Annotated in this window: 22 protein-coding genes and 1 pseudogene; 14 read left to right on the top strand and 9 right to left on the bottom strand. The window is 70.2% G+C overall.

What is annotated here, in order from left to right:
• The first annotated feature begins 337 nt into the window (after positions 1-337).
• Entirely contained in the window at positions 338-940 is a 603-nt protein-coding gene (locus tag ACZ3IJ_RS04485) for a hypothetical protein (RefSeq protein ID WP_467466187.1), read from the top strand.
• Positions 941-1,640: 700 nt separating this feature from the next.
• On the opposite strand, the gene ACZ3IJ_RS04480 is transcribed toward ACZ3IJ_RS04485, so the two are convergent.
• Complete coding sequence (locus ACZ3IJ_RS04480) at positions 1,641-1,868, bottom strand: hypothetical protein (protein ID WP_467466186.1); 228 nt, start codon at positions 1,866-1,868, stop codon at positions 1,641-1,643.
• A 70-nt stretch (positions 1,869-1,938) separates the two neighbouring features.
• Here ACZ3IJ_RS04480 and ACZ3IJ_RS04475 point away from each other — a divergent pair.
• Positions 1,939-2,759 (top strand): IS5 family transposase gene (locus ACZ3IJ_RS04475; RefSeq protein ID WP_467466185.1). Its coding sequence is split into 2 segments (ribosomal slippage): positions 1,939-2,281 and positions 2,281-2,759, totalling 822 coding nucleotides; the frame shifts between segments, so codons are not numbered across the junction.
• Here ACZ3IJ_RS04475 and ACZ3IJ_RS04470 read toward each other — a convergent pair.
• Positions 2,756-3,091, bottom strand: a complete 336-nt coding sequence (locus ACZ3IJ_RS04470) for a hypothetical protein (RefSeq protein WP_467466184.1) — start codon at positions 3,089-3,091, stop codon at positions 2,756-2,758. The genes ACZ3IJ_RS04475 and ACZ3IJ_RS04470 overlap by 4 nt on opposite strands.
• A gap of 118 nt (positions 3,092-3,209) precedes the next feature.
• On the opposite strand from ACZ3IJ_RS04470, the gene ACZ3IJ_RS04465 reads away from it, so the two are divergent.
• On the top strand, positions 3,210-3,671 hold the full coding sequence (locus ACZ3IJ_RS04465) for a DUF4279 domain-containing protein (RefSeq protein ID WP_467466183.1): 462 nt from the start codon (positions 3,210-3,212) through the stop codon (positions 3,669-3,671).
• 48 nt (positions 3,672-3,719) lie between these two features.
• Here the strand turns inward: ACZ3IJ_RS04465 and ACZ3IJ_RS04460 are convergent.
• A pseudogene (locus tag ACZ3IJ_RS04460) lies at positions 3,720-4,464 on the bottom strand (transposase); the annotation flags it as partial.
• A gap of 610 nt (positions 4,465-5,074) precedes the next feature.
• Between ACZ3IJ_RS04460 and ACZ3IJ_RS04455 the strand changes: the two are divergent.
• The 3 genes from ACZ3IJ_RS04455 to ACZ3IJ_RS04445 all read left to right on the top strand — a co-directional run bounded on the left by ACZ3IJ_RS04455 (position 5,075) and on the right by ACZ3IJ_RS04445 (position 9,100).
• Positions 5,075-5,584, top strand: coding sequence for a hypothetical protein (locus ACZ3IJ_RS04455; RefSeq protein ID WP_467466182.1), 510 nt, complete (start codon positions 5,075-5,077; stop codon positions 5,582-5,584).
• Between the two features lie 166 nt (positions 5,585-5,750).
• Positions 5,751-8,762, top strand: a complete 3,012-nt coding sequence (locus ACZ3IJ_RS04450; RefSeq protein WP_467466181.1) for a tetratricopeptide repeat protein — start codon at positions 5,751-5,753, stop codon at positions 8,760-8,762.
• Positions 8,763-8,911: 149 nt separating this feature from the next.
• Complete coding sequence (locus ACZ3IJ_RS04445) at positions 8,912-9,100, top strand: hypothetical protein (protein WP_467466180.1); 189 nt, start codon at positions 8,912-8,914, stop codon at positions 9,098-9,100.
• Positions 9,101-9,492: 392 nt separating this feature from the next.
• Here the strand turns inward: ACZ3IJ_RS04445 and ACZ3IJ_RS04440 are convergent, their stop codons facing one another.
• From ACZ3IJ_RS04440 to ACZ3IJ_RS04430, 3 genes are read right to left on the bottom strand one after another with little or no spacing between them, the layout of a single operon-like run.
• Positions 9,493-9,831 carry an STAS domain-containing protein gene (locus ACZ3IJ_RS04440; protein ID WP_391796037.1) on the bottom strand — a complete coding sequence of 113 codons (339 nt, stop codon included), beginning with the start codon at positions 9,829-9,831 and terminating at the stop codon, positions 9,493-9,495.
• Positions 9,832-9,844: 13 nt separating this feature from the next.
• Positions 9,845-11,122, bottom strand: a complete 1,278-nt coding sequence (locus ACZ3IJ_RS04435) for a PP2C family protein-serine/threonine phosphatase (protein WP_467466179.1) — start codon at positions 11,120-11,122, stop codon at positions 9,845-9,847.
• Positions 11,122-11,925: an alpha/beta fold hydrolase gene (locus ACZ3IJ_RS04430; RefSeq protein WP_467466178.1), complete on the bottom strand. Its 804-nt coding sequence runs from the start codon at positions 11,923-11,925 to the stop codon at positions 11,122-11,124. Before ACZ3IJ_RS04430 ends, ACZ3IJ_RS04435 begins: the two co-directional genes overlap by 1 nt.
• Positions 11,926-13,674: 1,749 nt before the next feature.
• Between ACZ3IJ_RS04430 and ACZ3IJ_RS04425 the strand changes: the two genes are divergently transcribed.
• Positions 13,675-15,111 (top strand): D-alanyl-D-alanine carboxypeptidase family protein, encoded by a 1,437-nt coding sequence (locus tag ACZ3IJ_RS04425; protein ID WP_467466177.1) that lies wholly within the window; start codon positions 13,675-13,677, stop codon positions 15,109-15,111.
• Between the two features lie 362 nt (positions 15,112-15,473).
• Here ACZ3IJ_RS04425 and ACZ3IJ_RS04420 read toward each other — a convergent pair whose 3' ends face one another.
• The 3 genes from ACZ3IJ_RS04420 to ACZ3IJ_RS04410 are packed head-to-tail and all read right to left on the bottom strand — an operon-like array spanning position 15,474 to position 16,472.
• The gene (locus ACZ3IJ_RS04420; RefSeq protein WP_467466176.1) at positions 15,474-15,791 is read right to left on the bottom strand and encodes a DUF1048 domain-containing protein; all 318 of its coding nucleotides are present in this window, start codon (positions 15,789-15,791) and stop codon (positions 15,474-15,476) included.
• Position 15,792: 1 nt separating this feature from the next.
• The gene (locus ACZ3IJ_RS04415; protein WP_467466175.1) at positions 15,793-16,149 is read right to left on the bottom strand and encodes a DUF1048 domain-containing protein; all 357 of its coding nucleotides are present in this window, start codon (positions 16,147-16,149) and stop codon (positions 15,793-15,795) included.
• Positions 16,146-16,472, bottom strand: a complete 327-nt coding sequence (locus ACZ3IJ_RS04410; RefSeq protein ID WP_467466174.1) for a PadR family transcriptional regulator — start codon at positions 16,470-16,472, stop codon at positions 16,146-16,148. The genes ACZ3IJ_RS04415 and ACZ3IJ_RS04410 overlap by 4 nt, the downstream gene beginning before the upstream one ends.
• Before the next feature lie 390 nt (positions 16,473-16,862).
• Here ACZ3IJ_RS04410 and ACZ3IJ_RS04405 point away from each other — a divergent pair, with 390 nt between their 5' ends.
• From ACZ3IJ_RS04405 to ACZ3IJ_RS04375, 7 genes are all read left to right on the top strand, one after another.
• Positions 16,863-17,966, top strand: coding sequence for a YihY/virulence factor BrkB family protein (locus tag ACZ3IJ_RS04405; RefSeq protein WP_467466173.1), 1,104 nt, complete (start codon positions 16,863-16,865; stop codon positions 17,964-17,966).
• Positions 17,967-18,159: 193 nt separating this feature from the next.
• Positions 18,160-18,597: a phage holin family protein gene (locus ACZ3IJ_RS04400; RefSeq protein WP_467466172.1), complete on the top strand. Its 438-nt coding sequence runs from the start codon at positions 18,160-18,162 to the stop codon at positions 18,595-18,597.
• The gene (locus tag ACZ3IJ_RS04395) at positions 18,594-19,031 is read left to right on the top strand and encodes a DUF3618 domain-containing protein (RefSeq protein WP_467466171.1); all 438 of its coding nucleotides are present in this window, start codon (positions 18,594-18,596) and stop codon (positions 19,029-19,031) included. Before ACZ3IJ_RS04400 ends, ACZ3IJ_RS04395 begins: the two co-directional genes overlap by 4 nt.
• A gap of 539 nt (positions 19,032-19,570) precedes the next feature.
• Entirely contained in the window at positions 19,571-19,987 is a 417-nt protein-coding gene (locus tag ACZ3IJ_RS04390) for a DUF7144 family membrane protein (protein ID WP_467466170.1), read from the top strand.
• Positions 19,988-20,672: 685 nt separating this feature from the next.
• Positions 20,673-21,491: a DUF427 domain-containing protein gene (locus ACZ3IJ_RS04385; RefSeq protein WP_467466169.1), complete on the top strand. Its 819-nt coding sequence runs from the start codon at positions 20,673-20,675 to the stop codon at positions 21,489-21,491.
• A gap of 316 nt (positions 21,492-21,807) precedes the next feature.
• Positions 21,808-24,570: a hypothetical protein gene (locus tag ACZ3IJ_RS04380; RefSeq protein WP_467466168.1), complete on the top strand. Its 2,763-nt coding sequence runs from the start codon at positions 21,808-21,810 to the stop codon at positions 24,568-24,570.
• Between the two features lies 1 nt (position 24,571).
• Positions 24,572-26,197: a hypothetical protein gene (locus tag ACZ3IJ_RS04375; RefSeq protein ID WP_467466167.1), complete on the top strand. Its 1,626-nt coding sequence runs from the start codon at positions 24,572-24,574 to the stop codon at positions 26,195-26,197.
• The last annotated feature ends 276 nt before the right edge of the window (positions 26,198-26,473 follow it).

The raw sequence follows: 26,473 nt of genomic DNA, 5'->3' as shown, positions 1-26,473 counted from the left end.
ACCTCCCCCGCGGACCGCGCCCGCGGCGCCCCCCCACTCCCCCCCCCAAAACCCGGTCTCGGGTTTCCCCCCGGCCGGCCCCCCCCCCCCCCCCCCCCCCCGGGGCCGCCCCCCCCCCGGCCCCTTCGCCTTTCCGCCTGGATGTCACTCGCTTCGAACACCCCTCGGCGCCCGCGGCCCCTGGCCCCCGCAGTCTGAGCGGCAGAGACCGAATGCTCGCGGCGCGGTGACCCCCGCTGCCGTGGCCCGCCAGAACACCGCACCCGGTTGCATGCCCCGGTCTGTTGACTGCACCAACTTGACGATCCGCTAACCGGGTAAGTCGTCTAGTCCTACGATGAGTTTCGCCCACCCAGAACCGGGAGCCTCGATGGTGACTGCGCCTCCTGCCCTCGTCAGCGCGGCTGCGGACAACACCGGAAGCCAAAGCGCGTGGTTCGCGCTTGCCGGCGCGCTCGGAGGAGTGCTGATCACCAGCGCGATCGCTCTCGTGACAGCCATCCTCAACCACAGATGGCAGACACGAACCGCCGAGCGAGGAGAGCGCTGGGAGCACACCAAGCAGCTCCGGCAAGATCGGTTTGAGACCTACTCGCACTATCTGTCTACCTGGAACCGCCTCACCCAGCAGCTTCTCGAGGTGAAGACGGTGATCGCCGCCCTCGATCCAGCGCCATCGGACCCTCTCGAAGCGAGAGCGCGGATTCCAGCGGAGACCGCTGCGGAGATCCAAGCCGCCACGGCCTCGTGGCGTGAGGCCTTCAATCTCGTTTTCCTCATCGGAGGGCAAGAAGTGGTGGACGCTCTCAATGATCACCGCCGCTCCACGTCCAAGAGGATGCAGGACAGCTGGCGAGGTGAATACGCGACCGACGCGGCGACACACGTCGCGCTCACTGACGCGATGCGCAAAGAGATCGCAGAGGCACCCACCGCCTGATCCATACCAGCAACAGACTCCAGGCCGATCGATGGTGCAGAGAAGGTCGATGCGAGCGGCTCCGGTTCCCCAGCGACGGGCTTGGGGTGGCGGTGCGCGGCCTTCGCCTCGATGACCTCGACCAAGGCGGCCTCGTGGTAGCGGTCGACGACCTCGATGTCGTCCAGGTACCCGACCCGCCCGCCGGTGGGCACGGCCGCGAGTGGCTCGCCTACACCTTGAGGCAACCTTCTGTCAGTGGGGGCCGCTAGATTGGCCTGTTGCGCGGGATTCGCGCCGTGACCTGGGGAGGGACGGCTTTGCCGTTAGTGAGGGGATACATCAGGCGGGACGGGACGGCGGTCCGGGAGCACTGGAGGGCGCCGGCTGGGACGCGCAAGCAGACCGCGTACGCGATAGGGATCGTGGCGGCTGTGCTCGTGTTCGGCGGCTCGGGCATGTCGTCGGGCACGGAGACGAGTCCGCGGCGCGCACCGGCGCCAGGGGCGACGACGGTGGTGACCTATCCGATCAAATGGCCCGCGGCAGATAAGGCGACGCCCCGCCCGGCGCCGACGGTGTCGTATCCGATCAAGTGGCCCGGATGGAACGAGACCGCTCCGCGGCCCAAGCCGACCGTGTCGTACCCGATCAAGTGGGACCGGAATGGGGACACACGGTGAGCCGGCGCTCCGCGCCACGCCGCCCGACCCGGAGACGCTCACACAAAACATCCGGAGGCGAGCAGCTCGTCCTCGTCGGCGGCGGTCTGCTCGCCGCGTGGATGCTGCTCACCGGTCTGGTCAACTTCTTGGCCGCCCACCCGTGGATTCCCCTCACGCTGGTGCTTCTCGCCGGCGGTGCGGTGGCCGCCTGGGTGGTCCAGCGGCAGCGGCCGGCGCAGTGGGAGCGAGTGCGGTCGCAGGGACTGCGGTACGCGCTCGGGCACTTAGAACTCCTCACAAAATGATCTTCGAGGTGGTTGGATCGCTCCGGAACTGACGATCCGGGGGTGCAGAGTGGCGCGACCGAAGTCATGGGAAGTCGACGATGAACTGTGGTCGGTGGTCGAGCCGCTGCCGCCGAAGGTGGAGCGTCGGGCTCGGCATCCCGGGCGCAAGCGGCATCCGGACCGGCTGGTGTTCCAGGGCATCCTGTTCGTTCTGCACACCGGGATCGCCTGGGAACACTTGCCGCAGGAACTCGGCTTCGGCTCGGGCATGACCTGCTGGCGCCGGCTGGCCGAGTGGACCGAGGCCGGTGTGTGGCCCCGGCTGCACGAGACTCTGCTCGCCGAGCTCCGCGGCGCGAACGCCCTGGACTTCTCCCTGGCGGCCGTCGACGGCTCCCACGTCCGGGCGTTGAAGGGGGACCCAAGACGGGACGACGTCCTGTCGGCCGGGGCAGGACGGGCAGCAAGCATCACCTGATCACCGACGCGACCGGCATCCCGCTCGCCGCCACTTTGACCGGCGGCAACCGTGAGGACGTCACCCGTGTGATCCCACTGCTCCAGGCTGTGCCGCCGGTGCGGGGTAAGCGCGGCCGGCCCCGGCACCGCCCGGACATGGTGCTCGCCGACCGCGGCTACGACCACGACAAGTACCGCCGGCAGGTCTGGGACCTCGGAGTGCAACCGCTGATCGCCCGCCGCGGCACCGACCACGGCTCCGGCCTGGGCACCCAGCGGTGGGTCGTGGAACGCGCGTTCGCCCACCCGCACTGGTTCCGCCGGCTGCGGATCCGCTGGGAGATACGCGACGACATCCACGAAGCCTTCCTCAGCCTCGCCTGCAGTCTCATCTGCTGGCGACGGTTGAAGAGGCTGCCGGCGTCCTAGCCCTCGCTGCCCGAGGAACCTCGAAAGCCACGATCTTCAACAACCGGGAAGGCCCGCTCGGCGCCCGCGGCCCATGCATCGATCTGAGCATGGGACGACCGGATGGCGTTGATCAGCGCCTCAAGCGCCGCGAGCTTCTCCCGGCTGACGTTCAGACTCAGATCCCGCATCGACACCTCGCGGTACGACATGCTCAGCTGCCACCAGAACCGCATGAGGAAGCGACACTCCTGCGCGTCGCGGTCGTCTGCCAGGCGATCATGGATGACCGCCTGGACGCGGCGCCTCTGTTTGTCGTCACGGAAGCCGTTGCTGAGGTCAGTCAGGGTCACGCCCGGACACTATTGAACTTGAACTCGTGGTGTCGGGTGGCTGAAGTTCGGGGGCTCCGATTGGTGGAGCGCCAAGAAGTCAGTGGCCTTGGACGGGACAGCCTGCGATCGTGATGGCGTGCCAGAGAACCTGATGTTGCGGCAGCCGATGCCGGATACGAAGTGGTCCGCCGGGTCGTTGCGGATCACGAGCCAAACGGTGGGCGCCAGCGAGATCTCGGCTCGCCTGGGGATCGCGCCGGATGATCAATTCGAGCGAGGAAGCCTGACGACCCCTCGGAACCCGAGCAGCGTCCGGCGTGAGGTCAACGTGTGGATTCGCTGGAGCGGCCTGGGCAGCGACCGATGGCCGGAGGAACATGTGGCGGCACTGGTCAGGCTGCTCGACGGGCACCGTGAGGAGCTGATGCGGCTATCTGATGCCTGCGATCTGGAGGTGGTTCTCGGGTTCGGCAGTGAAAACGGCCAGGGGGGCTGCGTCCTGCCGGCTCACCTGCTCGCCGAGGTCGGCGCTCTGGGGCTCGATGTCGTGCTCGACCTCTATCCGCCGACGCCGGAGGATGCTGCCACCGGGACGTGACCGCTGCCGACGCCATCCGTGCCGAGGTGCAAGGACGACCTCGACCGTTCAGCCATCGAGGGCGAGACCGGTGCCGGTGAGACAGCCGTCAACGAGGTGTGGGCGGTACTGGATCATCTTGAGCTTGCGCTTGACGGCCCGGGTCAGCTGGCCGAGGTCCGCGGCTGCGAGGTTGCCGATGTCGCGTTTGACCAGCGACCAGATGCCCTCCTGCGGGTTGAGGTCGGGCTCGTAGTGGGCAACTGGGAGACGGTGAGCCAGTCCGCGTTGGCCTCGAAGAACCCCTTCAGCGGCGGCACGAGGTGGATGCGGGCGTTGTCCCGGATAAGCGCGATCGGGCCGCCGAGCTGGATCCGAGCGCGGACGATGAGGTCCCGGAAGTCGCGCCAGCCGAAGCCCTTCAGCTCCCCCTTACGGCCCCGATATTCGCGGATCGCGTAGATCAGCCGGGACCGTCCACCCGGCTTGGAGCAGGCCATGCCCGCCATCGAGACCCGGCCGGATCCTCGGCCGCGCACGCGGACCACCGGCGTGCGCCCGATCCGACCCCAGGTCCTGGCACGCGGCGGAGTCATCGACTGCCCGGCCCCGTCCTCGAAGACGATCCAGGCCCCGCGCTCCGCCGCGGTGCTCTTACCCGCGGCCAGGTCTCCTTCATCCATACCTCGACCGCGTCGTCATCGCGTTCGACCGCCCGTCGAGTGGGCTGCTGCCAGCTCCAGCCGTGCCGCTTCAGCAGCCGCCACGTGCCCTCCACCGTGTACGACACGTGGAACAGCCGGCCGATCAGCGTGGCCTCGCCGCTCCCCACTCGCCATGCTCCCGCGCGTCGCGGGCTCCCCCTCCTTCCTCTGCCTGGACATGGTTTGCGTCGTCCATGACGACACCGGCGTCTGCGCCCAGATCCAGGTATCGCAGGACCGCGCGCGCCCTTGGCGCGACGGCAGTGGCGCTGGTCCTCCCCGCCGACGCGGGGGCGCTCCGAGCCGCATCGTGTCGATGCGGACGTGGCCGAAGTCCTCCCCGCCGACGCCGGGGTGTTCCGTTCGAGCAGGGCACCTCACCGAACAACGACGGGTCCTCCGCCGACGCGGGGGTGTTCCATTGCCCGATGACGGTGGCAGACCCGTCGGAGGAGGCGTGCGGTTTCACCGCGCGTACAACCCTGCGGCTTCCAACTCGTCCTCATCGACGCGACCGCGGGCGTACCCGGTCACCCATCGGTATCGGACATTGCGGGACGACGTACCACCACCGCTTGATCCACCACCCTTACACTGCCCGGCGGGCTGCTCGGATCTGCGGATTCTCCTTCAGGGAATCCGTCGGCTCTCTAGGGTGGTTCCGCTGTCTTTCGGTGCGGGCCGACCCAGGGGGCGGCCCGCAAAACGGGGGTGAGGACTGTGCTGGTCGAAGCGTTGACGGCGTTGGCGGCGGCCGCGGGCGGTGCCGTGGTGCAGGCGGCCGGGACGGACGCGTGGCACGGCATGCGGGGCCGGGTGGCCGAGCTCCTCGGGCGTGGTGACGCGGAGCGAGGCCGGGCCGAGCTGGAACGCCTGGACCGGACCTCGAGGGCGCTGGAACCGGGTACGACCGAGGATCCGGAGCGGGAGCGGGCCCGTCAGGTCGGCGTCTGGCAGGAACGTTTCGAATTCATGCTGGAGAGCCTGGACCCCGGGGACCGGGAACGCGTGGCCGAGGAGCTGCGGGCACTGCTCGCCCTCGCCGCGGGACCGGACGGCGACCTGGCCGCGGCCACCGGAAGGGCGGTGGCCAGGGACGGCGGTCGCGCGGTCTCGGGCGTCGAGCGCACCGGCGGAGGCGGACGACGGCCGGCGCGAGCGGTGAACACCGGGGACGCCGAGGCCACCGGCCCGGGATCCCGGGCGGTCAGCGGCATCGCCGACGCGTAGCCGTCAGGTGGAGAGCGAAGGTCCGAGGGATCCGGGGGGGGCGGCCGTGGCCAAATGGCGCTGGGGCAGACGACGGGACGGTGGCGGGCGCAGCCCGGCACGGGGCACCGCCGTCGAGGGAGTGCGAGTGAGGGGGGACGTCCCTTCCTCGCCTGTCGTCCAGCAGGTGACAGCGTCCGGCAACGCCGTCGCCGACAACGGTGGCATCGCGGTCACGGGCATCTACAACGACCACTCCAGCGTGCTGCTGCCACCCGAGGTGTTACGGGCTGCGGCCAAGGTGAAGGCCCCGCGGGGAATGGACGATCTGCCCTACCTGCCTGGCCACTTCGTGGGCAGGCATGCCGAACTCCAGGCTCTTGACTCGGCCTTGAAGTCCCTCGGTCAGGTGCATCTCCAGGCGGTGCACGGACTGGGCGGGGTCGGCAAGAGCGCTCTGGCCGCCCACTGGGTGGCCACCCGGGCCCGCTCCCACGGGCTGAAGCCGGTCCGATGGATCACCGCCGACAGTCCCGCCGGCGTCCAGCAGGGGCTCGCCGCACTGGCCATCGCCCTGCAGCCGGCCCTGGCCAAGGTGCTCACGACGGCCGCCCTGGCCGAGTACGCCCTCCAATGGCTGGCCGGGCATACCGGCTGGCTGCTGGTCCTGGACAACGTCACCGACCCCGCCGACATCGCCGGGCTGCTCGCTCGCGCCCCCAACGGCCGCTTTCTGATCACGAGCCGGCTCGCCACGACCTGGACGACCGCCACCACCGTCATCCGGCTCGACGTCCTGGACCCGGCCGAGTCCCTGTCCCTCCTCACCCGCATCACCACCGCGGCCGGCCCCCGCGACCTGGACGGCGCCGCCGAGTTGTGCGCCGACCTCGGCCATCTGCCTCTCGGGGTCGTCCAGGCCGCCAAGTACCTGGCGCAGAACCCGCTGCTCACCCCGCGCGACTACCTCGGCCTCCTGCGCGCGGACCCGGGCGGGACGTACCAGCGGGGAGGCGAAGGCCGCACCGCCGCCGAGCACACGGTCGCCCGTGTCTGGCGCGTGACACTGGACCGCGTCGGCGAACTCCAGCCCTTCGCCGTCGGCGCCCTGCGCGTCCTGGCCTGGTACGGCCCCGACCGCATCCCCGCCGACCTCCTCGACCGCGTTCCCGACCACCCCTTCGAGCCGATGCCCACTCCGCGCGAGGTCGCCGACGCCATCGGTCTCCTGAACGCCTACAGCATGATCGATGTCGACCCGGCCACCCGTTCGCTCAGCATGCACCGTCTCGTGCAAGGGCTGGCCCGTACACCCGACCCCGCCGACCCTCACCGCGATCCGGTTCTCGTCGAGATGGCCCGCGTCTACGCGACCGTCGCCCTGCACAAGGTCGTCAGTCCCATGTCCTGGCGGGATCCCGCCTCATGGCCCCGGTGGCGCAGCCTGATCCCGCACATCGACGCCCTGGCTCACCACACCGAGACCGATGACGATCTACCGGACATGGCGGCACTCCTCAACCAGGCGGGGGGCTACCTCCACGGCCAGGGGCTGGCCGACCGAGCGGTTCCCCACCTCGAGCGAGCCCTCGCCTATCGGGAACGAAGGCAGGGTACGGACCACCCGGACACATCCGACGTCCTCAACAACCTCGCCGCGGCCCGCCATGCGACCGGTGACCTGCGCGGCGCGGTGGCCCTGTTCGAGCGGGCCATCGCGGCGACCGTTCGGCACTGGGGCGAGGAACATCCACTCAGCATCGGGGCCCAGGTCAATCTCGCGGCCGTCCTTCTGGAGGCCGGGGAGGTGGACCGGGCGACGGCCATGACCGAGCAGGCACTGGCCGTCAGCCTCCGCCTGGGAGGCGAAGCGCACTACGCCACCATCATGACCCGCTCCAATCTGGCGACCGCCTACCTGGCGGCAGGACACTTCGACCGGGCGCTGGAACTGCAGACGCGGAACGCAGCCGTCAGCGCCCGGGTTCTGGGGGAGGACCACCCCGACACGCACGCCGCCCGCCTCATCCTCACCCAGGCGTCCCAGGCGGCAGCAGATCCGGCCCGAGCCGTGCCGCTGTACGAACGGCTCCGCCGAGGCCAGGAGGAGGCCCTGGGAGAGGACCACCCCCTCACCCTCGCCACCCGCGCCAACCTCGCCTCCGCACACCAGGCGGCCGGAGACCCGCACCAGGCGATCGAGGAGTACGAGCATGTGGTCGAAGACAGGGCGCGAGCCCTGGGCCACGACCATCCGCACTCGCTCACGGCGCGCGGCCACCTCGCCGACGCGTACACCGCGGTGGGGGACACGGCACGGGCGATCCCGCTCTGCGAGCAGGTACTCGCCGACCGGCTGAGGGTCTTGGGAGAGGAGCACCCCGACACGCTCGCCGCCCGCGAGAGTCTGGCGGGAGCCCACCGGGCGTCGGGAGACCTGGGCCAGGCGCTACTGCTCTCCGTCCAGGTGCTCGACGACCGGCGGCGGGTGCTCGGCGAGGATCACCCCGACACTCTCAACACCCTCAACAACCTCGCCCTCATCCATCTGGAGAGGAGGGAGCGGGACAAGGCGATCCCCCTGTTGGAAAAGGCGCTCGCCTCGAGCGCACGCGCGCTGGGCGAAGAACACCCGAACCTCTCCGCCACCCGTCTCAACCTGGCATCCGCCCATCTGGACGCCGGGAACCCGGGCCCGGCGATCCCCCTGTTGGAGCAGGCCGTCGACACGAACGTCGCCAGGCGGGGCGAGGACCATCCCGAGACCGTGAACGCCCTGCACGGGCTCGCCTCGGCCCACCGCGACGCGGGGAACGCGGCCAAGGCCGTTCCACTCTGCGAACGAGTTCTCGCCTCCCACCGCCGGACGCTGGGCGACGACGACCCCCAGACTCTGAAGTCGGCTGCCAACCTCGGTCTCGCTCTCCTGGAGACAGGAGACATCACGCGGGCTCTCCCCCTGTTGAAGGCCACTTTCCGCGCGCAGAAGCGTCTTCTCGGCCCGGTCCACGTCGATGTCCTCACGTCCGCCCACAACCTCGCGCTCGCCCATCACACGGCGGGAGACCTGGGGAAGGCCATTCGGCTCTACGGGAAGGTCCTGGTCATCTGCGGCCCGCTCCTCGGCGAAGACGACCCTCTGACGATCTCGGCCCAAGCTCACTATGCAGCCGCATCCGCCGAACGGAGCGCCCGCTGAGCGGCCTAGGTATCTCATCGACGACCAGCCCTGCAGGTTTCAGCCTGCCGTGCAGGCACGGCACCACTCCGTGTTGCGGCGGTCGATCCTCCACCCAGCCAGCCCGAACAGTGTCCATACCGACAGCGGAATGCTCTGGGCGGCTGGACGTGCCGATCAACACCGACCCGCGAGACGCGCGGGCCGCGGCTGTGGTGATCGAGACGGAACTCTCGCGCGACTGCGACGACACCGACGTGACGGTGAGCTGGGAGCCGCCCCAGGCGCCCTCGGCTTGGACCGCCCAGGTCGCCCTCACCGCCGGAAGCGGCTCGCCTTCGCCGGACGCTCAAGGCTGAACGGCGAAATCGGGCGTGAGCAGGACGCGCTTGCGGACGCGTCCGAACCGAACCCTGCTCGGCGGCATCAAGGGGCTGTGGGCGGGGTGCGGCGGAGGCGGTCGAGTCGGAGGATGACCGGTGTTGCGGCCGCGCCGTGCAGGAATACCGACAGGAAGACGGTGAACGCGGTGACGGCCCACAGCTCGTCGGCGTACGCGTCGAAGCGGTCCCTGGGCCGAACGCGGAGGCCAGGTAGAACAGTGAACCGATGCCGCGGATCCCGAACACGACCGTCACCACCCGTTCTCGCGGGCCGCCTCCCGCACCGTGCAGGGCCGTCCACGCCACGAGAGGAGGGTTCTCCCCCGCCGTTCACCGCCTCGCAGCCGTCCTGGGTCTCCCGCCGTGCCTCAGCCGCGCAAGGCCGTCTCGGCGTCGGGATGGAAGGCGAAGACCTGATCGAGGCCGACCAGGCGCAGGATGCGCAGGGTGTTGGCGGGTACGGATGCCAGGGCGATGTCCGCCTGGGCCGCCTCGGCTCGGTTCCGTGCCGCGATCAGGGCGGTGATGCCGCTGGAGTCGCAGAACTCCATGCCGTCCAGGTCGATGACGAGACGTTGTCCCGCGCTGAGCGTGAGCGTGGGCAGCACTTCACGCACCTCGTCGGCACTGGCGTAGTCGAGTTCGCCCTTGATCTCCAGGACGAGGCCGACCGTGGACTCTCGGACAGTGATCTTCAATGCGCTCATCGTGTTTTCTTCACTACAGGACGGAGGCCGGAGGGGTGGGGACGCCGAGGGCGAGGAGAGCGGTGTCGTCATCGAGTCCTTCGCCGAATCCGGCCAGGAGTCCGGTCAGGGCGTCGATGACGCCACTCACCGATCCGCCGGCGTGGCCGGCGACGAAGTCCTGGAGGGCCTCGTCGCCGAAGAGGTCCGCGCGGTCCGCTCCCGTACGGGCCTCGGTGAGGCCGTCGGTGTAGAGCAGCAGCGTGTCGCCTGGGGCGAGTGTGGTGTCCACAGCGGCGAAGTTCGGTCGGGGCAGGATGCCGACGAGCAGGCCTCCAGTGGTGTGGAGATACTCGGTCCGGCCGTCGGCGCGCAGCACGAGGGCCGGGGGGTGGCCGCCGGATGCCAGCCGTACGGAGGTCAGCCCCGTGTGCGGGTCCGGGGCGAGGATTCCGACGATCGCGGTGCAGTAGCGCGGGTCTCCGCCCGTGTAGCGCTCGTGGAGCACCGTGTTGAGGGTCGCCAGGGCCGCGACCGGCTCGGGGTCGTGCAGCGCGGCCGCCCGCAGGGTGTAGCGGGTGAGTGAGGTGACCGCGGCTGCCTGCGGGCCCTTGCCGCAGACATCGCCGAGGAAGAAGCCGTAGCGCTTGCCGTCGATCGGGAACACGTCGTAGAAGTCGCCGCCGAGACGGTCGGGGGAGGCGGTGTGGTAGTAGGCGGCCGTCTCGACTCCGGGGACCTGCGGCAGCGTGGTGGGCAGGAGCGACTGCTGGAGCACGGCGAGGGCGTCCTGGAGGCGGGCCCGGTCGGCCTGCGCCTGCTTGGTGGCCTCGTCGGCCGCCTTCCGGGCGCGGAGGAGCTCTTCCTCGTACGCGCGGCGGTCGCGGGCGTCGAAGACGGACGTACGGATCAGCAGCGGCTCGCCGTCCTCGGCGTGCTTGACGGTGCTGGAGACCAGTACGGGCAGTCGGCTGCGGTCGGCCTGCCGCAGTTCGAGGGCGATCCCGGCGATCTCCCCCTGCATCCGCAGCAGGGGTGCGAAGTGTGTCTCGTAGTACAGCTTGCCACCCACGGTCAGCAGGTCGGTGAACCGCATCCGGCCCACCACCGCGTTCCGCTCGAGGCCGAGCCAGCCCAGGAGCGTGTTGTTGATCTTCGCGACGGTGCCGTCCATCAGCGTGGAGAGGTACCCGCACGGCGCGCTCTCGTACAGGTCTTGTGCGTCGTCCTCGAGCATCGCCGCGAACGCGGCATCGCTCGTCTCCTCGCCGCCCGTCTCGCTGGGCCCCGACGATTGTCCGGTTCGGCACATCACCGCAGGCCCGCGAGGAAACTCTTGATGGCCTGGTTGGTGGCCTCGGGCGCCGAAAGGTGCGGGCAGTGGCCCGTGGCATCGAGCGTGACCAGGGTCGACCCCGGGACGGCCGCGTGGACGTAGGCACCGACCTCGCGGGGGGCGATGACGTCCTCGGTGCACTCCAGCACCAGGGTCGGCACCTCGACCGCCTTCAGATCGTCCCTCGAGTCAGACAGGAACGTGGTCCTGGCGAAGACGCGCGCCATGTCCGGATCGGTGGCGCAGAAGCTGTTGGTCAGCTCTTCACCGAGCTCGGGGCGCTCGCCGTTCCCCATGATCACCGGCGCCATGGCAGCCGACCATCCGAGGAAGTTCGACTCCAGAGCGTCCAGCAGCTCGTCGATGTCCTCGGCGCTGAACCCGCCGCGGTAGCCGTCGTCGTCGATGTACCGCGGGGAAGGGGCGATCATCACCAGGGATCCGATGCGTTCGGGGGCGATCGCGGCGGCCATCACACCGATCATCGCGCTGACCGAGTGGCCCACGAACGCCACGTCACGCAGGTCCAGAGCCTCGCACACCTCCACCACGTCCCGGGCATAGCCTTCCAGGGACGAGTAGCGGGCCTCGGAGAACGCGGAGAGGTCGGAGCGGCCCGATCCGACGTAGTCGAACATCACCACCCGGTAGTCCTCGACGAGTGCCGGCGCTGTCAGCCGCCACATGTTCTGGTCGCAGCCGAATCCGTGCGCCAGGACGACCACCGGACCCCTCGGATTGCCGGTGACGGTGACGTTGTTCCTGCGTCGGATGTCCATGCCCGCCATCCTTGCAGCTCCGCCACCAGGCGTTTCACATGCCCCCATATCCGGCGTCGAAGGGGTGACGGCGGTGACGGCGGTGACGGAGTCGTACCGACTGCGGACGAGCGCATCGCCGACGAGGCATGCGTACCGTCGCCCGCCGGCGGCCGGGCAGGCCCTCGGTCCCGGTGGCGCGTATCTGCCGTCAGGCAGCCGGTCGCACGGGCTGACCGGGAAAGTTGCCGCGCTTGGGCCCCTTGAACGGCGTCCCGAACATGCTCGGCCGGTCGTCGTCCGGTGGTCAGGTCCTGGTCACGGTCGAAGACGAGCCACTCGACGCCGGCGAGACGCTTGCCTCCCTTGCCGTCGTCCTCGTAGAGGAGTGCGGTGGGCTTCGTCGGGTCGGTCGGGTTGTCGTACGCGTGGTTGAAGTGCCGGTATCCCAGCGCTCCCGAACCGCCTGCCGCGTCGGACACGCAGTACCGGTCGGGTCTGTACCCCGCGCGCACAGGCCTCACGTGCCGCAGGTAGGGAGCCGTGGCCTGGTAAGCAGCCGCCTTGTCCGCCACCGCTCTCCCCCTCTCCGGATCGGCCAGAGCCGGGGTGGACGTCATGGCAGGCGCGACACCGGTGATCAGTGTGGTCAAGGCCGACCTGCGGACCATATGAGGACTCCTCAAGGGCTATGAACGCGGACGCGCCACCATCGCTCCCCCGGGCCTGGCGGCCCTCACGTAGTCGGCTCCGAACGGGTGAACGACCGGACAACGTCGGTCTTCGTTCCGTCGGCCGGCGGAGCAGCAGCCCCCCACGCGCGCTTGTATGACCGAACTGTCACAAGATCGGTTCTATGGAACATCACCTCTGCGGCTCACGTCTCGGGAGGCGACGGGCCCCGAGAACCACGGCAACGAGAAGGCAGGGCTGGCCGGGATGACGAACGAAGCGGTACCGGATGGAGGATCGGAGTCTCCGGTTCGCGAGAGCAGCACGGATCCGGCGGTTGCGTCGGACGACCTCCGGGCCACCGCGCGAGAAGGCCGGGCCGGAGGGGAAGGCCATGGCGATGGGCGGCCGCTTGAGCCCGTGGTGACCGAGCCGCAGGCTGGGAAGCCGGCCGGAGTGAGCGCTCCAGCACCCATCAGCGGTGCTTCACTGGCGGACGACTCCGCCGACGGCGGCGCCGCCCCGCCTCTGACGGATGTGGGCACCCCGAAGACCGCTCCCCTGGCCACGAGATCCGCGGCCCTCCCTGAGGATGGGACCCGTCCCGAGGCAGACTCCTCCCCGGAGGACATCTCCGCGTCCGAGGACGCGACGGAGGCCGAGGACGGATCCCACGCACAGGGGCGGCCGGACACGAACAACACGGCTTCGACCGAGGACCGGGCCGAGGCCGCCCCGGCGGCATCGGCGGCATCGGCGGCATCGGCGGCATCGGCGGCATCGGCGGCATCGGCGGGGAACGGTGCCGTCCGGCCCGTGCCCCAGGGCGACGGCGGGCCGGAATCCGCCACCCCCGCGGCCCGTACGGAACCCGGCCAGGCCCCTTCCGCAGCGGAGCCGCGGCCGGCCGTGGACCAGGCAACCGCCGTGCTGGGCACGGTGGCCCGGGCCACCAAGGGGCGTGGCGCGCCGGCATCGCCAGTGACTGAGGGGGCGGGGCAGGACACGCCGCCATCCCCGGCGACTGAGAGGGCGGGGCAGGACACGCCGCCATGGGCGCGACGCGGCGAGTACGACCAGCCCACTCGCGCCCTCACCGTGCCCGCGGCTCCGGACACGCCGACGGCGAGCTTCGCCGTCCCGACGTGCGCGACGACCGCAGCCCCCGGCGCGTCCGAGTCCTCGCCCGCCGGCGTGGAGCAGGATGCCGCATTCGCTGAGAGCCCGTCCGACCCGCTCGCCGAGCAGACGAGCTCCCCTCCCCCGGTCGAGACCCCGCGCCGCCCCCTGGCGCGGCGGATCAAGGCACCGGCTCTCGTCCTGCTGCTCCTCGCCGGCGCCTTGGCCGGCGCCCAACTGCTCCGTCCGCTGCCCGATCCCCGTCTCGTCGCGGCCGAGCGGACACACACCGTCGAGGGGCAGCTCGCCATCCCCTGGCCCACGCAGGGCCAGGGCGCCGTCCGCCTCCCCGGGTCAGGAACGATCAGCACGTTCGGCGCGCGGAAGCCGGTGCCGACCGCGAGCGTAGCCAAGATCATGACGGCGTACGTGGTGCTCAGGGATCATCCTCTGCGCAAGGGAGAAGCGGGTCCCACCATCACCGTCGACGCCAAGGCCGTCGCCGAGGGCCGGTCCCAGAACGAGTCCCGGATCCAAGGGCTCACCGAGGGAAGCTCCTACAGCCAGCTCGACATGTTGCGGATGCTGATGATCCCCTCGGGCAACAACGCCGCCCGGCTGCTGGCGCGGTGGTCCACCGGCAGCGGGTCCGAGGCGGCCTTCGTGGAGCGGATGAACGCCGCAGCCCGCGAACTCGGCATGACCGACACCACGTACACCGATCCGAGCGGCCTGGACGCGGGCACGGTGAGCACCGCCGTCGACCAGCTCAAGCTCGCTGAAGCGGCGATGAAGAACGACGTGTTCCGCTCCGTGGTCGCCCTGCCGGATGCCGAGATCAAGAATCTGTCCCAGCGGCTGATCAACAACAACACCCTTCTCAACGAGCCCGAGTTGAGCATCCGCGGGATCAAGACCGGTTCGAGCACCCCCGCGGGCGGCGCGCTGGTCTGGGCGGGCTACAAGACCGTCGGCGACGAGACCCCGCTGATCCTGGGCGCGCTCATGGACCAGCGGGCGGACGGACCTGATCCCAACGCGACCCGGAGCCTGGCCCTGGTACTGGCGAACAGCAAGAAGGTCATAGGGTCCGTCCGGAGCGCCCTGACCTCGGCGACGGTGGTCCGAAAGGGCGACACGGTCGGGTACGTCGACGACGGGCTGGGCGGCCGGACGCCTCTCGTGGCGGGCGCGGAGCTGAGAGTCGTCGCCGTCCCCGGGCAGTCACTGCGACTCACCCTCAGCGGCGGGAAGAGGGCGAAGGCCTCCGACGCGGTCCCGCGCAGCGCTGCGGCGGGCGCCGAGATCGGCGTGCTGACCGTGGGCGAGGGGTCGGCCGCCAGGAGCGTACCCGTCGAACTCGGCCGCGAGCTGACCGAACCCTCTCTCAGCACCCGACTCACCCGCATCCTCTGACCGGAGACCGACCCCTCCGGAGCACGGCCGGTGCTCCTGCCGGACCATGCCTGAACACGCACCGAGCCTGACCTCGCGGAACCAGCGCGGTCACCGCCGCATGGGCGGGGGTCCACGCGCCCCCTGGTTCGGAGGGACCGGCCTGCTCTACCACCGCCGGCCGGGCCCGATGACCGTGCGTCCGGCAGCCACGCGTCATCGCAGGTACCGCAGGTATCGCAGGTATCGCAGTGTCACGAAACCGTCCGCCAGCTCGGGCCTGCGGCCGCCGGCCCGATCGCTCAACCCCGTTGATTCGGAAGCTCAACCGCCAAGTCCCGCACCAAGTGGCAACCCGGCCGCCGCACATGGCACGTCGGGCGTCACTTGTCGTGTGCTGCGGTGGCGGATGCCTGGTAGGCATCCGCGTAGGTAGGAGAGTCCTTGACCAGGTCGTCGCAGAACGCGGCGACGTCGGCGCCGATGAGTTCCAGCACTCCCTTGCCCGAGGCGACACCCTCCTCGAAGAAGCCGACGATGCCGGGGAGCAGCGGCCCGTCAGCCAGGCTGATCGGTCCGACCTTGAACAGGTACCTCTGCATCTCCCCATAGACGATCCGGTAGTCCGGCGGCAGTGCCCTGACCCGGGCCACATGCGCCCGCCACTGCTTCTTGCCTTCGATGATGTCCTGGATGCTCACGTCAGCCTCCCAGCCGGCTCAATTTCCTCGCGACGTTTCTGTTCAACTGCTCGCGCCAGCGGTCGCGATACGTCCGGGCGCCCGCTCCGCCGGCCAGCGCGGTGCAGAAGCCTTGGACGTCCTCTCCGAGCACCTCGTGGACGCTCTGCCTGTCTGCCGCGGCCAGTTCGAGCAGCCCCAGCGCGGAGTCGAGGATCGGCAGCAGGTTGCGGCCGGTGAAGTCCCCGTAGGGGAAGAGGTGGGCGACGATCTGTTCCCACGCCGCCCGGTGGTCGTCCGGCAGGGCCTCGGCCCGGGATTCGAACTCCTGCCACTCCCTGGTGAGATCGCTGCCTGTGACCTTCTCCCAGAAGTTCATCTCCCGCCCTCCTTGAGCCTGTCGATGCGTGATGAGAGGTACTGCCATTTCGCCCAGAACTTCGCGAGCTCCTCGCGTCCGGCGTCGTTGAGCGCGTAGAACTTGCGCGGCGGACCGACCCCGGATGGCCGTTTCGTCACCTGGACGAGCCCGTTCCGCTCCAGCCGCAGCAGGATGGTGTACACCGTCCCCTCGACGACGTCGGCGAAGCCGAGCTCGTCGAGTTGGCGGGTGATGGCGTACCCGTAGGTCTCCTCCCTGCCGATGATCTCGAGCACGCACCCTTCGAGCGTGCCTTTCAGCATCTCCGTCAGGTCGTCCATTGCGGATGCTCCTCAACCCCGTCGGTACTACGTGGTGCCGAGTACCGCTACACGGTATCACCGAGTAGTGGGAGCGCCAATGTCCTCAGTGGGCGGAACAAATGGGGCAACACCGTCGGCTTCTGCAGGCCTTCGCCATCTGGCGGACCTGGAGCCGCTACGCCCTGGTGACCACGAGCGGCGATCATGGGCGGCCGGCACTCGATCTCGGCGGTCGTCACGGGCAGCGCCCACAGGACGCGAGCGGCGCGATCATCGCAGACCCCGATCGGCCGCCGCGCAGTTCATCCGGCATGAGGGCCGGACCTGTGCTACGCCCTTTCGAGCTGGGGCGGCATCTCACGGGCGTTTTCAGGTTCGCGTACGGGTATCCCGGGCAGCGGCGCATACATGACACGGATACCGAAACTGACCCATAACCATCGATCCTCCGGGAGCGATGCCGCCCATCCGGATGTCGAGAACGAGGCGCGCGGCGCTCCGACGGGAGGTGGGGAGGCGGAGACGGAGTACGGTCCGGAGCCCGATGTCGAGCGGCGGGCGCCGGATGCTCCCACCGGGCTGGGCAAGAAGTCGTGGGGCGCGGTGCTTCGCCGGACGGTGAGGGAGTTCAAGAAGGACGAGCTCACCGACCGCGCGGCCGCCCTGACGTACTACGGGATCCTTGCGCTCTTCCCCGCACTGCTGGTGCTGGTCTCGTTGCTCGGCATCACCGGCAAGTCGACGACGGACAAGGTGCTGGACAACCTCACCGGATTCGCCCCCGGCTCCGCCCGTGACGTGATCACGAGCGCGGTGCAGCAGCTGCAGGGCAACGCGGGTACGGGTTCGGTGATGGCGATCGTCGGTCTGCTGCTGGCGCTGTGGTCGGCCTCCAGCTACATCGCGGCGTTCATCCGTACCGCCAACGCCGTGTACGACATCCCCGAGGGCCGGCCGGTGTGGAAAGTGCTGCCGGTCCGCGTCGGTGTCACCGTCGTCCTGATGGTCATGGCGCTGATCAGCTCGCTGATCGTCGTGTTCACCGGACCTCTCGCGAAACAGCTCGGCACGGCGTTGGGCATCGGGGACACCGCGATGACGGTGTGGTCCATCGCCAAGTGGCCCGTGCTGGTCCTGCTCGTGCTGACCATGATCGCAATCCTGTACTGGGCGACGCCGAACGCGCGCGTCCGCGGTTTTCGCTGGGTGACCCCGGGCAGCTTCCTGGCCCTTCTGATCTGGATGATCGCCTCTGCCGGATTCGCGCTGTACGTGGCGAACTTCGGTTCGTACAACAAGACATACGGCACTTTCGCGGGGATCATCGTCTTCCTCGTGTGGTTGTGGATCACCAACCTGGCCATCCTCCTCGGCCTGGAGTTCGACGCGGAGACCTCCCGCCAGCGAGCGATCGCCGGCGGCCACCCCGAGCAGGAGGAACCGTACGTCGAGCCGCGCGACACCCGGGCGTGGGACGAGGAGGACAAACAGCGCCTCAAGGGTGAGGCCTGAGCGTGCGCCCCGGCGCCGCACGGTCGGACCGGCGAGGGGACGAGGGCGGCCTCAGTTCCGGCAGGCCCTTTCCATGGCCTCGGCGGCTGAGATAGCGACAGGCCCGCCGGGTGGGTCGGCCGTGTGCGGGTAGGCGCGCACCGACGCGGACAGCAGATGACCACTCCGTGAGGGAACGGGCAGGTGAACGAGCATGGCCATCGTCGATCCGAGCGACAGCACCCGTAGTGGCGGACGGCAGTCTCGCCCCGATGAATCCGTGGGCGAACTGGTTCAGCAGGCTTCCCAACAGCTCTCCCAGCTCGTGCGGGACGAGATGCGCCTCGCGCAGGCCGAGATGACACAGAAGGGCAAGCGGTACGGGCGCGGCGGCGGCCTCTTCGGTGGCGCCGGCCTGTTCGGGGTCCTGACCTTGCAGGCCTTGGCGGCCACCGCGATCGCCGCACTGGCGTTGGTATGGGAGGTGTGGTTGGCGGCGCTGGTCGTGACCGCGCTGCTCGCCGGGATCACCGCCGTGCTGGCCGCGGTCGGCAAGAACGAGATCGGCAAGGCGGGGACTCCGGTCCCGCAGGAGGCGCTGGAGAACGTCAAGGCCGACGTGGAGGAGATCAAGGAGGCGGCGAAGCGATGACGCAGTCCGAGGACAAGCCCCAGGGCCACGACGCCCACGCTCCCGCGGAACCGCGCGAGCTGGTGGAGCAGACCCGCGAGCGGCTTGGCAGGACTGTCGAGGCATTGACCGCGAAGACCGACCTCAAGGCCAGGACGCAGGAGAAGGCCGCCGACGTGAGGGAACAGGCGGGCCGTGTCGCGGCTCAAGCCCGGGACACCGTCGCGCACGCCGCGCAGCCCCTACGGGACACGGAGGGCGCGACAGCCGCGCAGGTGCGCGACAAGGCGGCCCTCGCCGGTCAACTGGTGCACGACACGACTCCCGAACCCCTCAGGCAGCGGGCCGGTGAGGCCAAGCGGGTGGCACGGAAGAACCGTACCGCGCTGATCGTCACCGCCGCCGGGCTGCTCACCGTGGCCCTCATCCGTCGACGTCGCAGGGGCCGTCGCTAGTACCCCCGTATGCCCGTTGCGGCGGGGGCCCGCCGAAGCCCTGCGAAGCGGGCGATCGGCCCCACACGGGTCCCCTGCGGAGTGGGCCGCCGGGGAAGAGCAGGGGGCTGCCAGTACAGAGGCGCGACAGCCGCCCGTACACCCGCGTGTCCAGGACAGCCCCGCGGCCTGGCGCAGTTTTGGTGAACACGGTTGTAGGAACCTGCGCAATGGCCGCGGGGTCGGCAAGTCCGCCGATCGGGCGACGGCCGCGATCGACCAGGGCCTCAGCCGAGGTCGTCCCGTGCCGCGGGCACCGCAGGGAGGGTAAGTGGGGCGGTCATTGCACGACCTGCCCCCTCAGCCGCGAACCCGCTGCCTACTGACCGGCTCCGCACCAAGCGGCCTCGCCACGGAACGATCCGGGGCAGGGGCTTCGCTCGGATGGCCTCGGGCGGTCGCGGTGCGATCGATGCGAGTCGAGACTGTGCCTGTCAGAGGCGGCAGTCCCCACCCCACGGTGCGCGGCGGTCTCCGCGCTGTTCAGAAAGGTGGAGACAATGGCGGAGATGCCTGGTGGGCCGCGGAAGGGCACGACGCAGCCCCGCGACGACCAGTGGGTGACCGGCCCGCACCTTTTCGCGGGGGTGACACTGCCGTTGAGCGGGACGCTCAGCATTCTCATGGGCGCCGCCAGCATCGGACAGGGTTCCATCTTCAGGGCACCCGGGTACGCCTACCGTTTCGACGTGACAGCCTGGGGCTGGCTGCACGTGGTCATCGGGGTCGCGCTGATTGCCGCGGGTCTGGGGGTGCTGCTCGGCCAGAGCTGGGCCAAAGGCGCTGGTGTGGCAGTGGGTGCGGTGAGCCTGGTCACCCAGTTCATGTTCATCCCGTACTACCCGGGCTGGTCGATCACCGTCATGGTCCTCGACCTCGTCGCCATCTGGGCACTGGCCAGATTCAGCGCGACGTAGAGCGCGTCCTGTGGGTGCGGCGGAGGGCGAGGCCGGCCGCCTTCGCGACGTCTTCCGCGGGGAGTGGGCCCGTCAGCCGCCACGGGTCGAGGACCCGCTCGACAAGCAGATCTCGCCCTCCCCATCCAGCTGGACGCCGCCTGCACCGTCGCCGACCAGGCGTCGGCAGCCGGCGAGCCAGGCCATGGTGGCCCAGTCGCTGCGAGGACTCGACGCTCCTGCGGGCGATGAGCTTTCCCGGCTTGCGCCGCCGGGGCCCGCGCCTCAACGACACGAAGGCCATGAACGCAGCATTTCAGGCATGGCCGTGCTCGGGGCGGAAGGAACGCCGGTGCCACCCGCTGCGATCCCCTGACCACTGCGTGTCCGGACGGTGGGCACTCGTCCCGGGGATGGGGCGCGCTGTACGGGCCCAGCACCCCCAGCGCCTGCGGCCGATACGGCTTCAGGCAGAGGCTGGGCGTTGCGCGCGCCTCGGCGGACGGTTCCGACGGTCGGCTGTGGGACCCCGGCGTCGATCGATGCGAGGGGCCGGCCGGAGCTGAGGGGCGGAGAGCTGCTCCCGATCGCGGACCGTTTGCCTCGGGCCGGGATCAGGAGCAGCGTGGACCACACCGGCTGCCGCCGGTACCAGGACGCGGGGTCCGGGCAACCGCAGGCGGGACCGGAGCGAGAGGAGAGACCGATGGCCGCACCGAAGTCCGGCCCGGAAGCCGTGCCCGTCGTGCGCCGCCGGGACGATTCCGACAGCGTCTTCTGGGAACCGAGTGAGCGCTGGGTGCGTGCGACGGCAGGGGAGTTCACGATCGTGGACAGCCGTTCACCGATTCTCGTGTGGGAGCCCGGTCGCCCCGTACCCCTCTACGCGTTCCCGGCCGGGGACGTCCGGACGGACCTGCTGCGGCGGACGGAGCGGCCCGCCGGCCGGCGGCGTCACGCGGGAGCGACGGTCTTCTACGACCTCGTGCTCCCCGACCGGACCGTCGGGGCGGCGGCCTGGACGTACCCCGGAGAGGAGCTGGCCGGCCACATCAGCTTCGAATGGTTCGGGCGCGAGGTTCTCGACCACTGGTACGAGGAGGACGAAGAGATTTTCGTGCACCCTCGCGACCCGCACAAGCGGGTGGACGTCCTGCCCAGCAGTCGACACGTCCAGGTCGAGATCGAGGGCACGGTCGTCGCGGACACCCACACGCCGGTTCTGCTGTTCGAGACGGGCCTGCCGGTGCGCTTCTACCTCCCGCGGGAGGACGTCCGGCTCGACCTCTTCACTCGCACCGACGGGCGTACCCGCTGTCCGTACAAGGGCGTGGCCAGCGAGTACTGGTCCTGGGCCGGCGACGCCGACGTGCGGCCCGACATCGCCTGGAGCTACCCCGACCCCCTGCCCTCCGTAGGGATCATCAAGAACCGGGTGGCTTTCTACGACGAGTCTGTCGACGTCGTCGTCGACGGAGTACGGCGGGAACGACCGGTCACGTTCTTCAGCAGGCCGTCGCGGTAGTCCACACAGGACCTCACCGGGCGCGGCGTGCGCGGGTCGGTCGCTTGACCGGGCTCAGCTCCCACCCCGACACCATCCGCTGCGCGGTGCTGCCAAGTCGGGAGGTCGAGGCGACCGCGGTCCCGGACTGCGTCCAGGGCGCGTGCGGGCGGGGGCGCGCAGCAGGCGTGCACGGTTGGGCTGGGCGGGCGCTGGGGGCTCGTCCGGTCCGCGCGCGCCCGCCGCTCAGGTGATTCCCGCCGCTCGCCATCGGCATGTGCACACGGCACGGGAAGGACCCCGGCAGAGCGAAAGCCACTCCGAGGGGATCTTCACCATGGCGCTGGTGGTCAGTTTCGTCGGGACGGATCCGATCCCGCAGTCGGGCGCGGGCAGCTCGTATCGGATCTGGCGGTACAAGGTCGAAGGCACGGGGGCGGAGATTCCCAACGGCCTGCGCATGGCCCTGGCGCTGCCGGCCGGCGTCCAGGTGGTGGACCCGAGCCTGTACGCGGACGTCACCGAGCTGAGCGGATCCTTCCTGTGGGACGACCCGGTTTCGGGCCTCCACTTCGTGGGGCGTACGGCGACCTCGCCCGGCAACCTCACGATCTCCTTCGTGGCCCCGGCCCGGACCTCCACCGGTGAGATGCAGCTCTTCAAGTCGGCGTCCGGAGCGGGCTGGACCGCCGCGCCGTTCGCCACGGTCTCCGGCGGCACGGCGGGCCCGGCGCAGACCATGGTCATGCCGGCCCCGGGGGCGCCCGCGTACACCGGTCAGCCCGTGTACGACTTCGCGGGCACCCTTCCGTACGCCAGTGAGCTCCTCGGGGTGTACCAGCCGCTGGTGGGCTGGCTCGGCGCCCAGTCCTCCCTGTCGGCCGCAGCCGCGAACCCGGAGTCGGCGTACGCGCGCCTCGTCCCGGACAGCTTCCGCGGGGACGTCGCGCGGAGCCTGGGCCACGAGGCCCTGGCCGCGCTCGCCGGTCGGTTCGCGGCGCAGGCGGCGGGCGGGCTCTCGCCGGTCGGACTGGTCAACCTCTTCAGGGAGTACTTCTTCGAGTTCGACACCTTCCTCGGCGTACCGGCCGGGCACATCTGGGTCAGCCCCGGCGGCTCGGTGGAGGTGGTCGAGACGAGCACGCGCCGCACGCTCGTCGAGAAGACGGCCGAGGTCTCGGAGGAGGTCACCCGCAAGACGGAGGAGAGCCTGACCGAGCAGGACGACGTCGCGGATGCGGTCAAGGAGGAGAACGCGAGCGACACGAAGCTGGGCGTCAGCGCCACGGGCGGGGTGAACGCGAAGATCTACCATGCCGACGCCAGCCTGAGCTTCAGCACGCAGAACACCGCCAAGCGCGGCTCGGAGGCCACGCACAAGCAGACACGCACGCAGACCGCCAAGGCGAGCAGCGAGATCAAACGGAACTTCAAGACCACCTTCAAGACGGTGACCGAGTCGACCGACACATCGAGCCGGCGGTACTTCCTGCAGAACAACACCACCGAGCTCGTCAACTACGAGATGCGGCGCAAGATGCGCAAGGTCGGCGTGCAGCTCCAGCACGTGGGCACACGGCTGTGCTGGCAGGTGTACCTCGGTGATCCGGGCTTCGACCTGGGGCTCGGGGACATGGTCCACGTGGTCGAGGCGCCCGACCTGACCGCCGTACCCAGGCCGGAGAAGTTGCCCGACCTCGAGGACAGACTGATCCCCTTCCACTTCGACATCCCCTTCCTCCACAACGACGGACCGGACGACGAGGGCGAGCTGACGTACACCCCGAACCCCACCAACGCCTGCCGCGGCATCAACACCACGACCGCCGGCGTCGACGACACGGTGCAGTTCTGCTTCACCAAGCCGCTGCCCCCGCCGCCGGCGGACTACGAGCTCACGGGCATCGCCTCGATCGAGCGGCACGGAGCCCGGGTGGAGTTCGCCCCCTTCGACTCGGCCGACCTGGTGCCCAACCCGGACACGACCACCACCCCGCACAAGCTCAAACTGCGGCTGACGTACGCGAACTGGCAGGGCAAGCCCTCCCTGCCCTTCGACGCGATGCTCACGTACAAGCCCACGGCCGCGGCGGTCGCCAAGCGCAAGCAGGCCAATGACGACGCGGAGGCCGCCTACCGCAGGCAGGTGGAGCGGCTCCAGCACGAGGCGTACGGCAAGGCGGTGCGCGAGCGGCTGCGGCTGGTCAGCCAGATGCGCTCCCGGCCCTCGGAGGACCTGCGCAGCGAGGAGCGCCGGTGGGTGTTCCGCAATCTGATCCGGAAGCTGCAGAACAGCGGGCACTATCCGGCGCCGCCGTCGGCCGGGACGCCTTCGAGCCTGCCGTACGTGGAGGCGGAGCAGATCCAGCGGTTCTTCGACGTGGACGAGATGCTGTACTTCGTGGCCCCCGACTTCTGGCGGCCGGGGCCGCTGGCACCCCCGCCCGTCACCCGGGACAGCGTCGGCAGGTATCCCGTACCGCCGGCGGAGGAGCCGGCACCGGCGCCAGGCACCGTGGCCCTGCCGCTTGCCGGGCAGACGGTGGCGGGCTGGTACTCCCGCGCCGACGAGTACAAGGCGGCGGGCGGGCACAACCCACCCGTGTCCGAGTACCGGGTGGACTACCTGATCACCGAGCAGACCGATCCGGCGCCGCTCGGCAGCTCCCTGGGCTGGCTGATCCAGATCGACGCCGACCCGCGGCGCAACGAGTTCCTCAACGCGGCCTGGGTGAAGGCCGTCATGCCCGTCCGGCCGGGGCAGGAGGCCGCCGCGCTGGCCTGGCTGAAGGGGGTCGAGGGCGAGGCCGGGCTGGATGTCGCGTACACCCTCCAGGACGGGGACCCGGGCTCGTTCGGCGGGAAAAAGGTGGGCGAGGTGCTGGCCATGGTCGCGCAGGAGCTCAAGGAGTCGAACTCCGACCACCGTAAGACGGCGGCCTCGGAGAAGGTGTTCGAGAGCGGTTTCGACCCCCTGGAGGGCGGGTTCCGGCCCGCCGAGCCGTACCAGGTCTTCGACCAGTGGGTGGAGGTGCTGCCGACCGACCAGGTGGCGGCCGTGGCCGTGCGCTACGACCCCAAGACCGGCCAGCAGCTCTGACGTGCGCGTCACGGTCAACGTCGGCGACGTCAACGGCACCCCGCTGCACGGCGCGCGTGTGACCCTCGTCTTCACGGCCCCGGGGCCGCTGCCGACGAGCCTCACCGTGCGGCCGGGCCAGGCGGTGGACGTCACGCTCGCGAGGGACGAGATCGAGGTCACGGTCGTGATGGACGGGTTCGCGGCCGAGCGGTTCGTGTTCGGGAGCGGGGGCGCCGGCTCGGGCTGGCAGTCGTCCAACCCTGCGGGGCAGGCCTTCCTGCTGGGCCCCGAACTCCACGTGAACACGGTGATCGGCACGGTCCGTCTGGCACCGACCGTGGCCGTGGACCCGAACCGGCCTCTGCCGGACAATCCGGGTGCCGCACTGGTCGACGACGTGGGCGAGCCCGACTGGATCTACCGCGGGGCCCGGCACAACCGGGAGACGATCCACCGCCTCGACGAACCGGTCTTCGGCGACCTCACCGCCATGGAGTGGCAGCGCTTCAAGCACTCCGTGATCCCCGCCGACCTGGCCGACCGCGGCCGGTTCGTGCTCCTGGAGTACGGGGCCCAGCCCCAGACGGCCCCGGGCAGCGGGGGCGGCGGGACAGGAGGCGGTGGGGGCGGGGGCGCGCGGCTGCCGCGGTTCCTCACCGGCGCCTGGGTACCGTACGCGCCTCTCGGCCCGGCCCCGGAGGTGGTCGTCTTCTATTCCCCGCCGACCTTCCCCGACCGCGGCTACCCGCCGGATTCGTACCCCTTCCTGGGCGCCTACCCGTACGCCGTCACCGCGCCCCAATCCCCGAAGACCGCGGAACAGCCGTACGTCGGCATCCTCGTCAACTACCTCCTGGTCGGCTACAAGATCGTCTACCAGATGCTGGCGGCCGGCCGGAACCCGGTGGTCATCATGCCCAGCCAGCCCAGCACCGACTGGGGCCCGCTGGACACCCAGCCCGGCCTGGCCCGCCTGATCAAGGAGGTGCTCCGCTTCCTGTACGCGCGCCAGCTCGTGGCCGCCCACAGCGCGCCGCAGGTGAAACTCCGCCTGCTGAACGGCCGTACGCACCTGTTCCCCTGGGACGGGCCGCGGGGCTCCGGGCGGCTGCCCGGGCGGTTCACGGCCACCGTCTCCGGCTTCAGCGCCGGGATCAACGCGGTGGTGAAACTGTGCACCGCCGACCGGCTGGACGAGAAGCGCTACCCGCCGGAGCTGTTCCACGCACCCGCCGCGCACCTGACGAGCAACTGGCGGGAGTTGTGGGACATCGACGGCGTGGACAGCCAGGGCCGGCAGCACATGGTCACCGCCTTCCGCGGCTGGCTCGCCGGGCCCGGCGCGGACCGGCGCAGCCTACGCGCGTACCACTCCCAGGACACGTACTCCGGCCCGGAGAACGGCCTCGTCCCACAGGGCCGTGTGATCCGAAAGCCGTCCGCGCCCGTGAAGGGCGTGTACGTGGAGGAGGGCAGCACGGAGGACGGGCGCGTGACGTGGGTGCACTTCTCCAACCCGGCGCTGCTGGGCGACGTGAAGGCCGCCGGCCACCAGAAGACCATCCCGGAATTCGGCACCCTCGACGCGCACCACATGGTCCCGGCCATCGCCTTCGGACACGCGGCCCAGTTTCCGCTGCGCTGAGTGCCGGGCCCGGATGGCCACCCCCGCCTCGGGTGGCGGCGTGAGGACGCCGCTAGGACGATCTCCTGAACCTGGCCTCGTTCTTCGCCTGCCACTGGCGGGCGTTCGCGCGCCTCACCGGGTGCGCTCGGCGGCCGGCATCGGACCGCGGTGCGGATCCGCCTGGCTGCTGGGTGCGGACAGGAGAGCTGGAGGCCGACTCGTTCTGGCGCGACGTGACCCAGGACATCGGCGGTGCGGTGCCGTGACCCGCACTTGATCGGCTACTCCCTGGTC

This window comes from Streptomyces sp. NPDC013317 (genome assembly GCF_055563155.1).
This window is presented reverse-complemented; position numbering and strand designations above follow the sequence as displayed.

Excerpts from the sequence above, each read along its gene's own strand:
- ACZ3IJ_RS04430 (WP_467466178.1), bottom strand. The coding sequence starts at position 11,925 with ATGGACATCCGACGCAGGAACAACGTCACCGTCACCGGCAATCCGAGG.
- ACZ3IJ_RS04440 (WP_391796037.1), bottom strand. The coding sequence starts at position 9,831 with ATGAGCGCATTGAAGATCACTGTCCGAGAGTCCACGGTCGGCCTCGTC.
- ACZ3IJ_RS04395 (WP_467466171.1), top strand. The coding sequence starts at position 18,594 with ATGACGCAGTCCGAGGACAAGCCCCAGGGCCACGACGCCCACGCTCCC.
- ACZ3IJ_RS04390 (WP_467466170.1), top strand. The coding sequence starts at position 19,571 with ATGGCGGAGATGCCTGGTGGGCCGCGGAAGGGCACGACGCAGCCCCGC.
- ACZ3IJ_RS04415 (WP_467466175.1), bottom strand. The coding sequence starts at position 16,149 with ATGAACTTCTGGGAGAAGGTCACAGGCAGCGATCTCACCAGGGAGTGG.
- ACZ3IJ_RS04400 (WP_467466172.1), top strand. The coding sequence starts at position 18,160 with ATGGCCATCGTCGATCCGAGCGACAGCACCCGTAGTGGCGGACGGCAG.
- ACZ3IJ_RS04385 (WP_467466169.1), top strand. The coding sequence starts at position 20,673 with ATGGCCGCACCGAAGTCCGGCCCGGAAGCCGTGCCCGTCGTGCGCCGC.
- ACZ3IJ_RS04380 (WP_467466168.1), top strand. The coding sequence starts at position 21,808 with ATGGCGCTGGTGGTCAGTTTCGTCGGGACGGATCCGATCCCGCAGTCG.
- ACZ3IJ_RS04485 (WP_467466187.1), top strand. The coding sequence starts at position 338 with ATGAGTTTCGCCCACCCAGAACCGGGAGCCTCGATGGTGACTGCGCCT.
- ACZ3IJ_RS04405 (WP_467466173.1), top strand. The coding sequence starts at position 16,863 with ATGACACGGATACCGAAACTGACCCATAACCATCGATCCTCCGGGAGC.
- ACZ3IJ_RS04435 (WP_467466179.1), bottom strand. The coding sequence starts at position 11,122 with ATGTGCCGAACCGGACAATCGTCGGGGCCCAGCGAGACGGGCGGCGAG.
- ACZ3IJ_RS04410 (WP_467466174.1), bottom strand. The coding sequence starts at position 16,472 with ATGGACGACCTGACGGAGATGCTGAAAGGCACGCTCGAAGGGTGCGTG.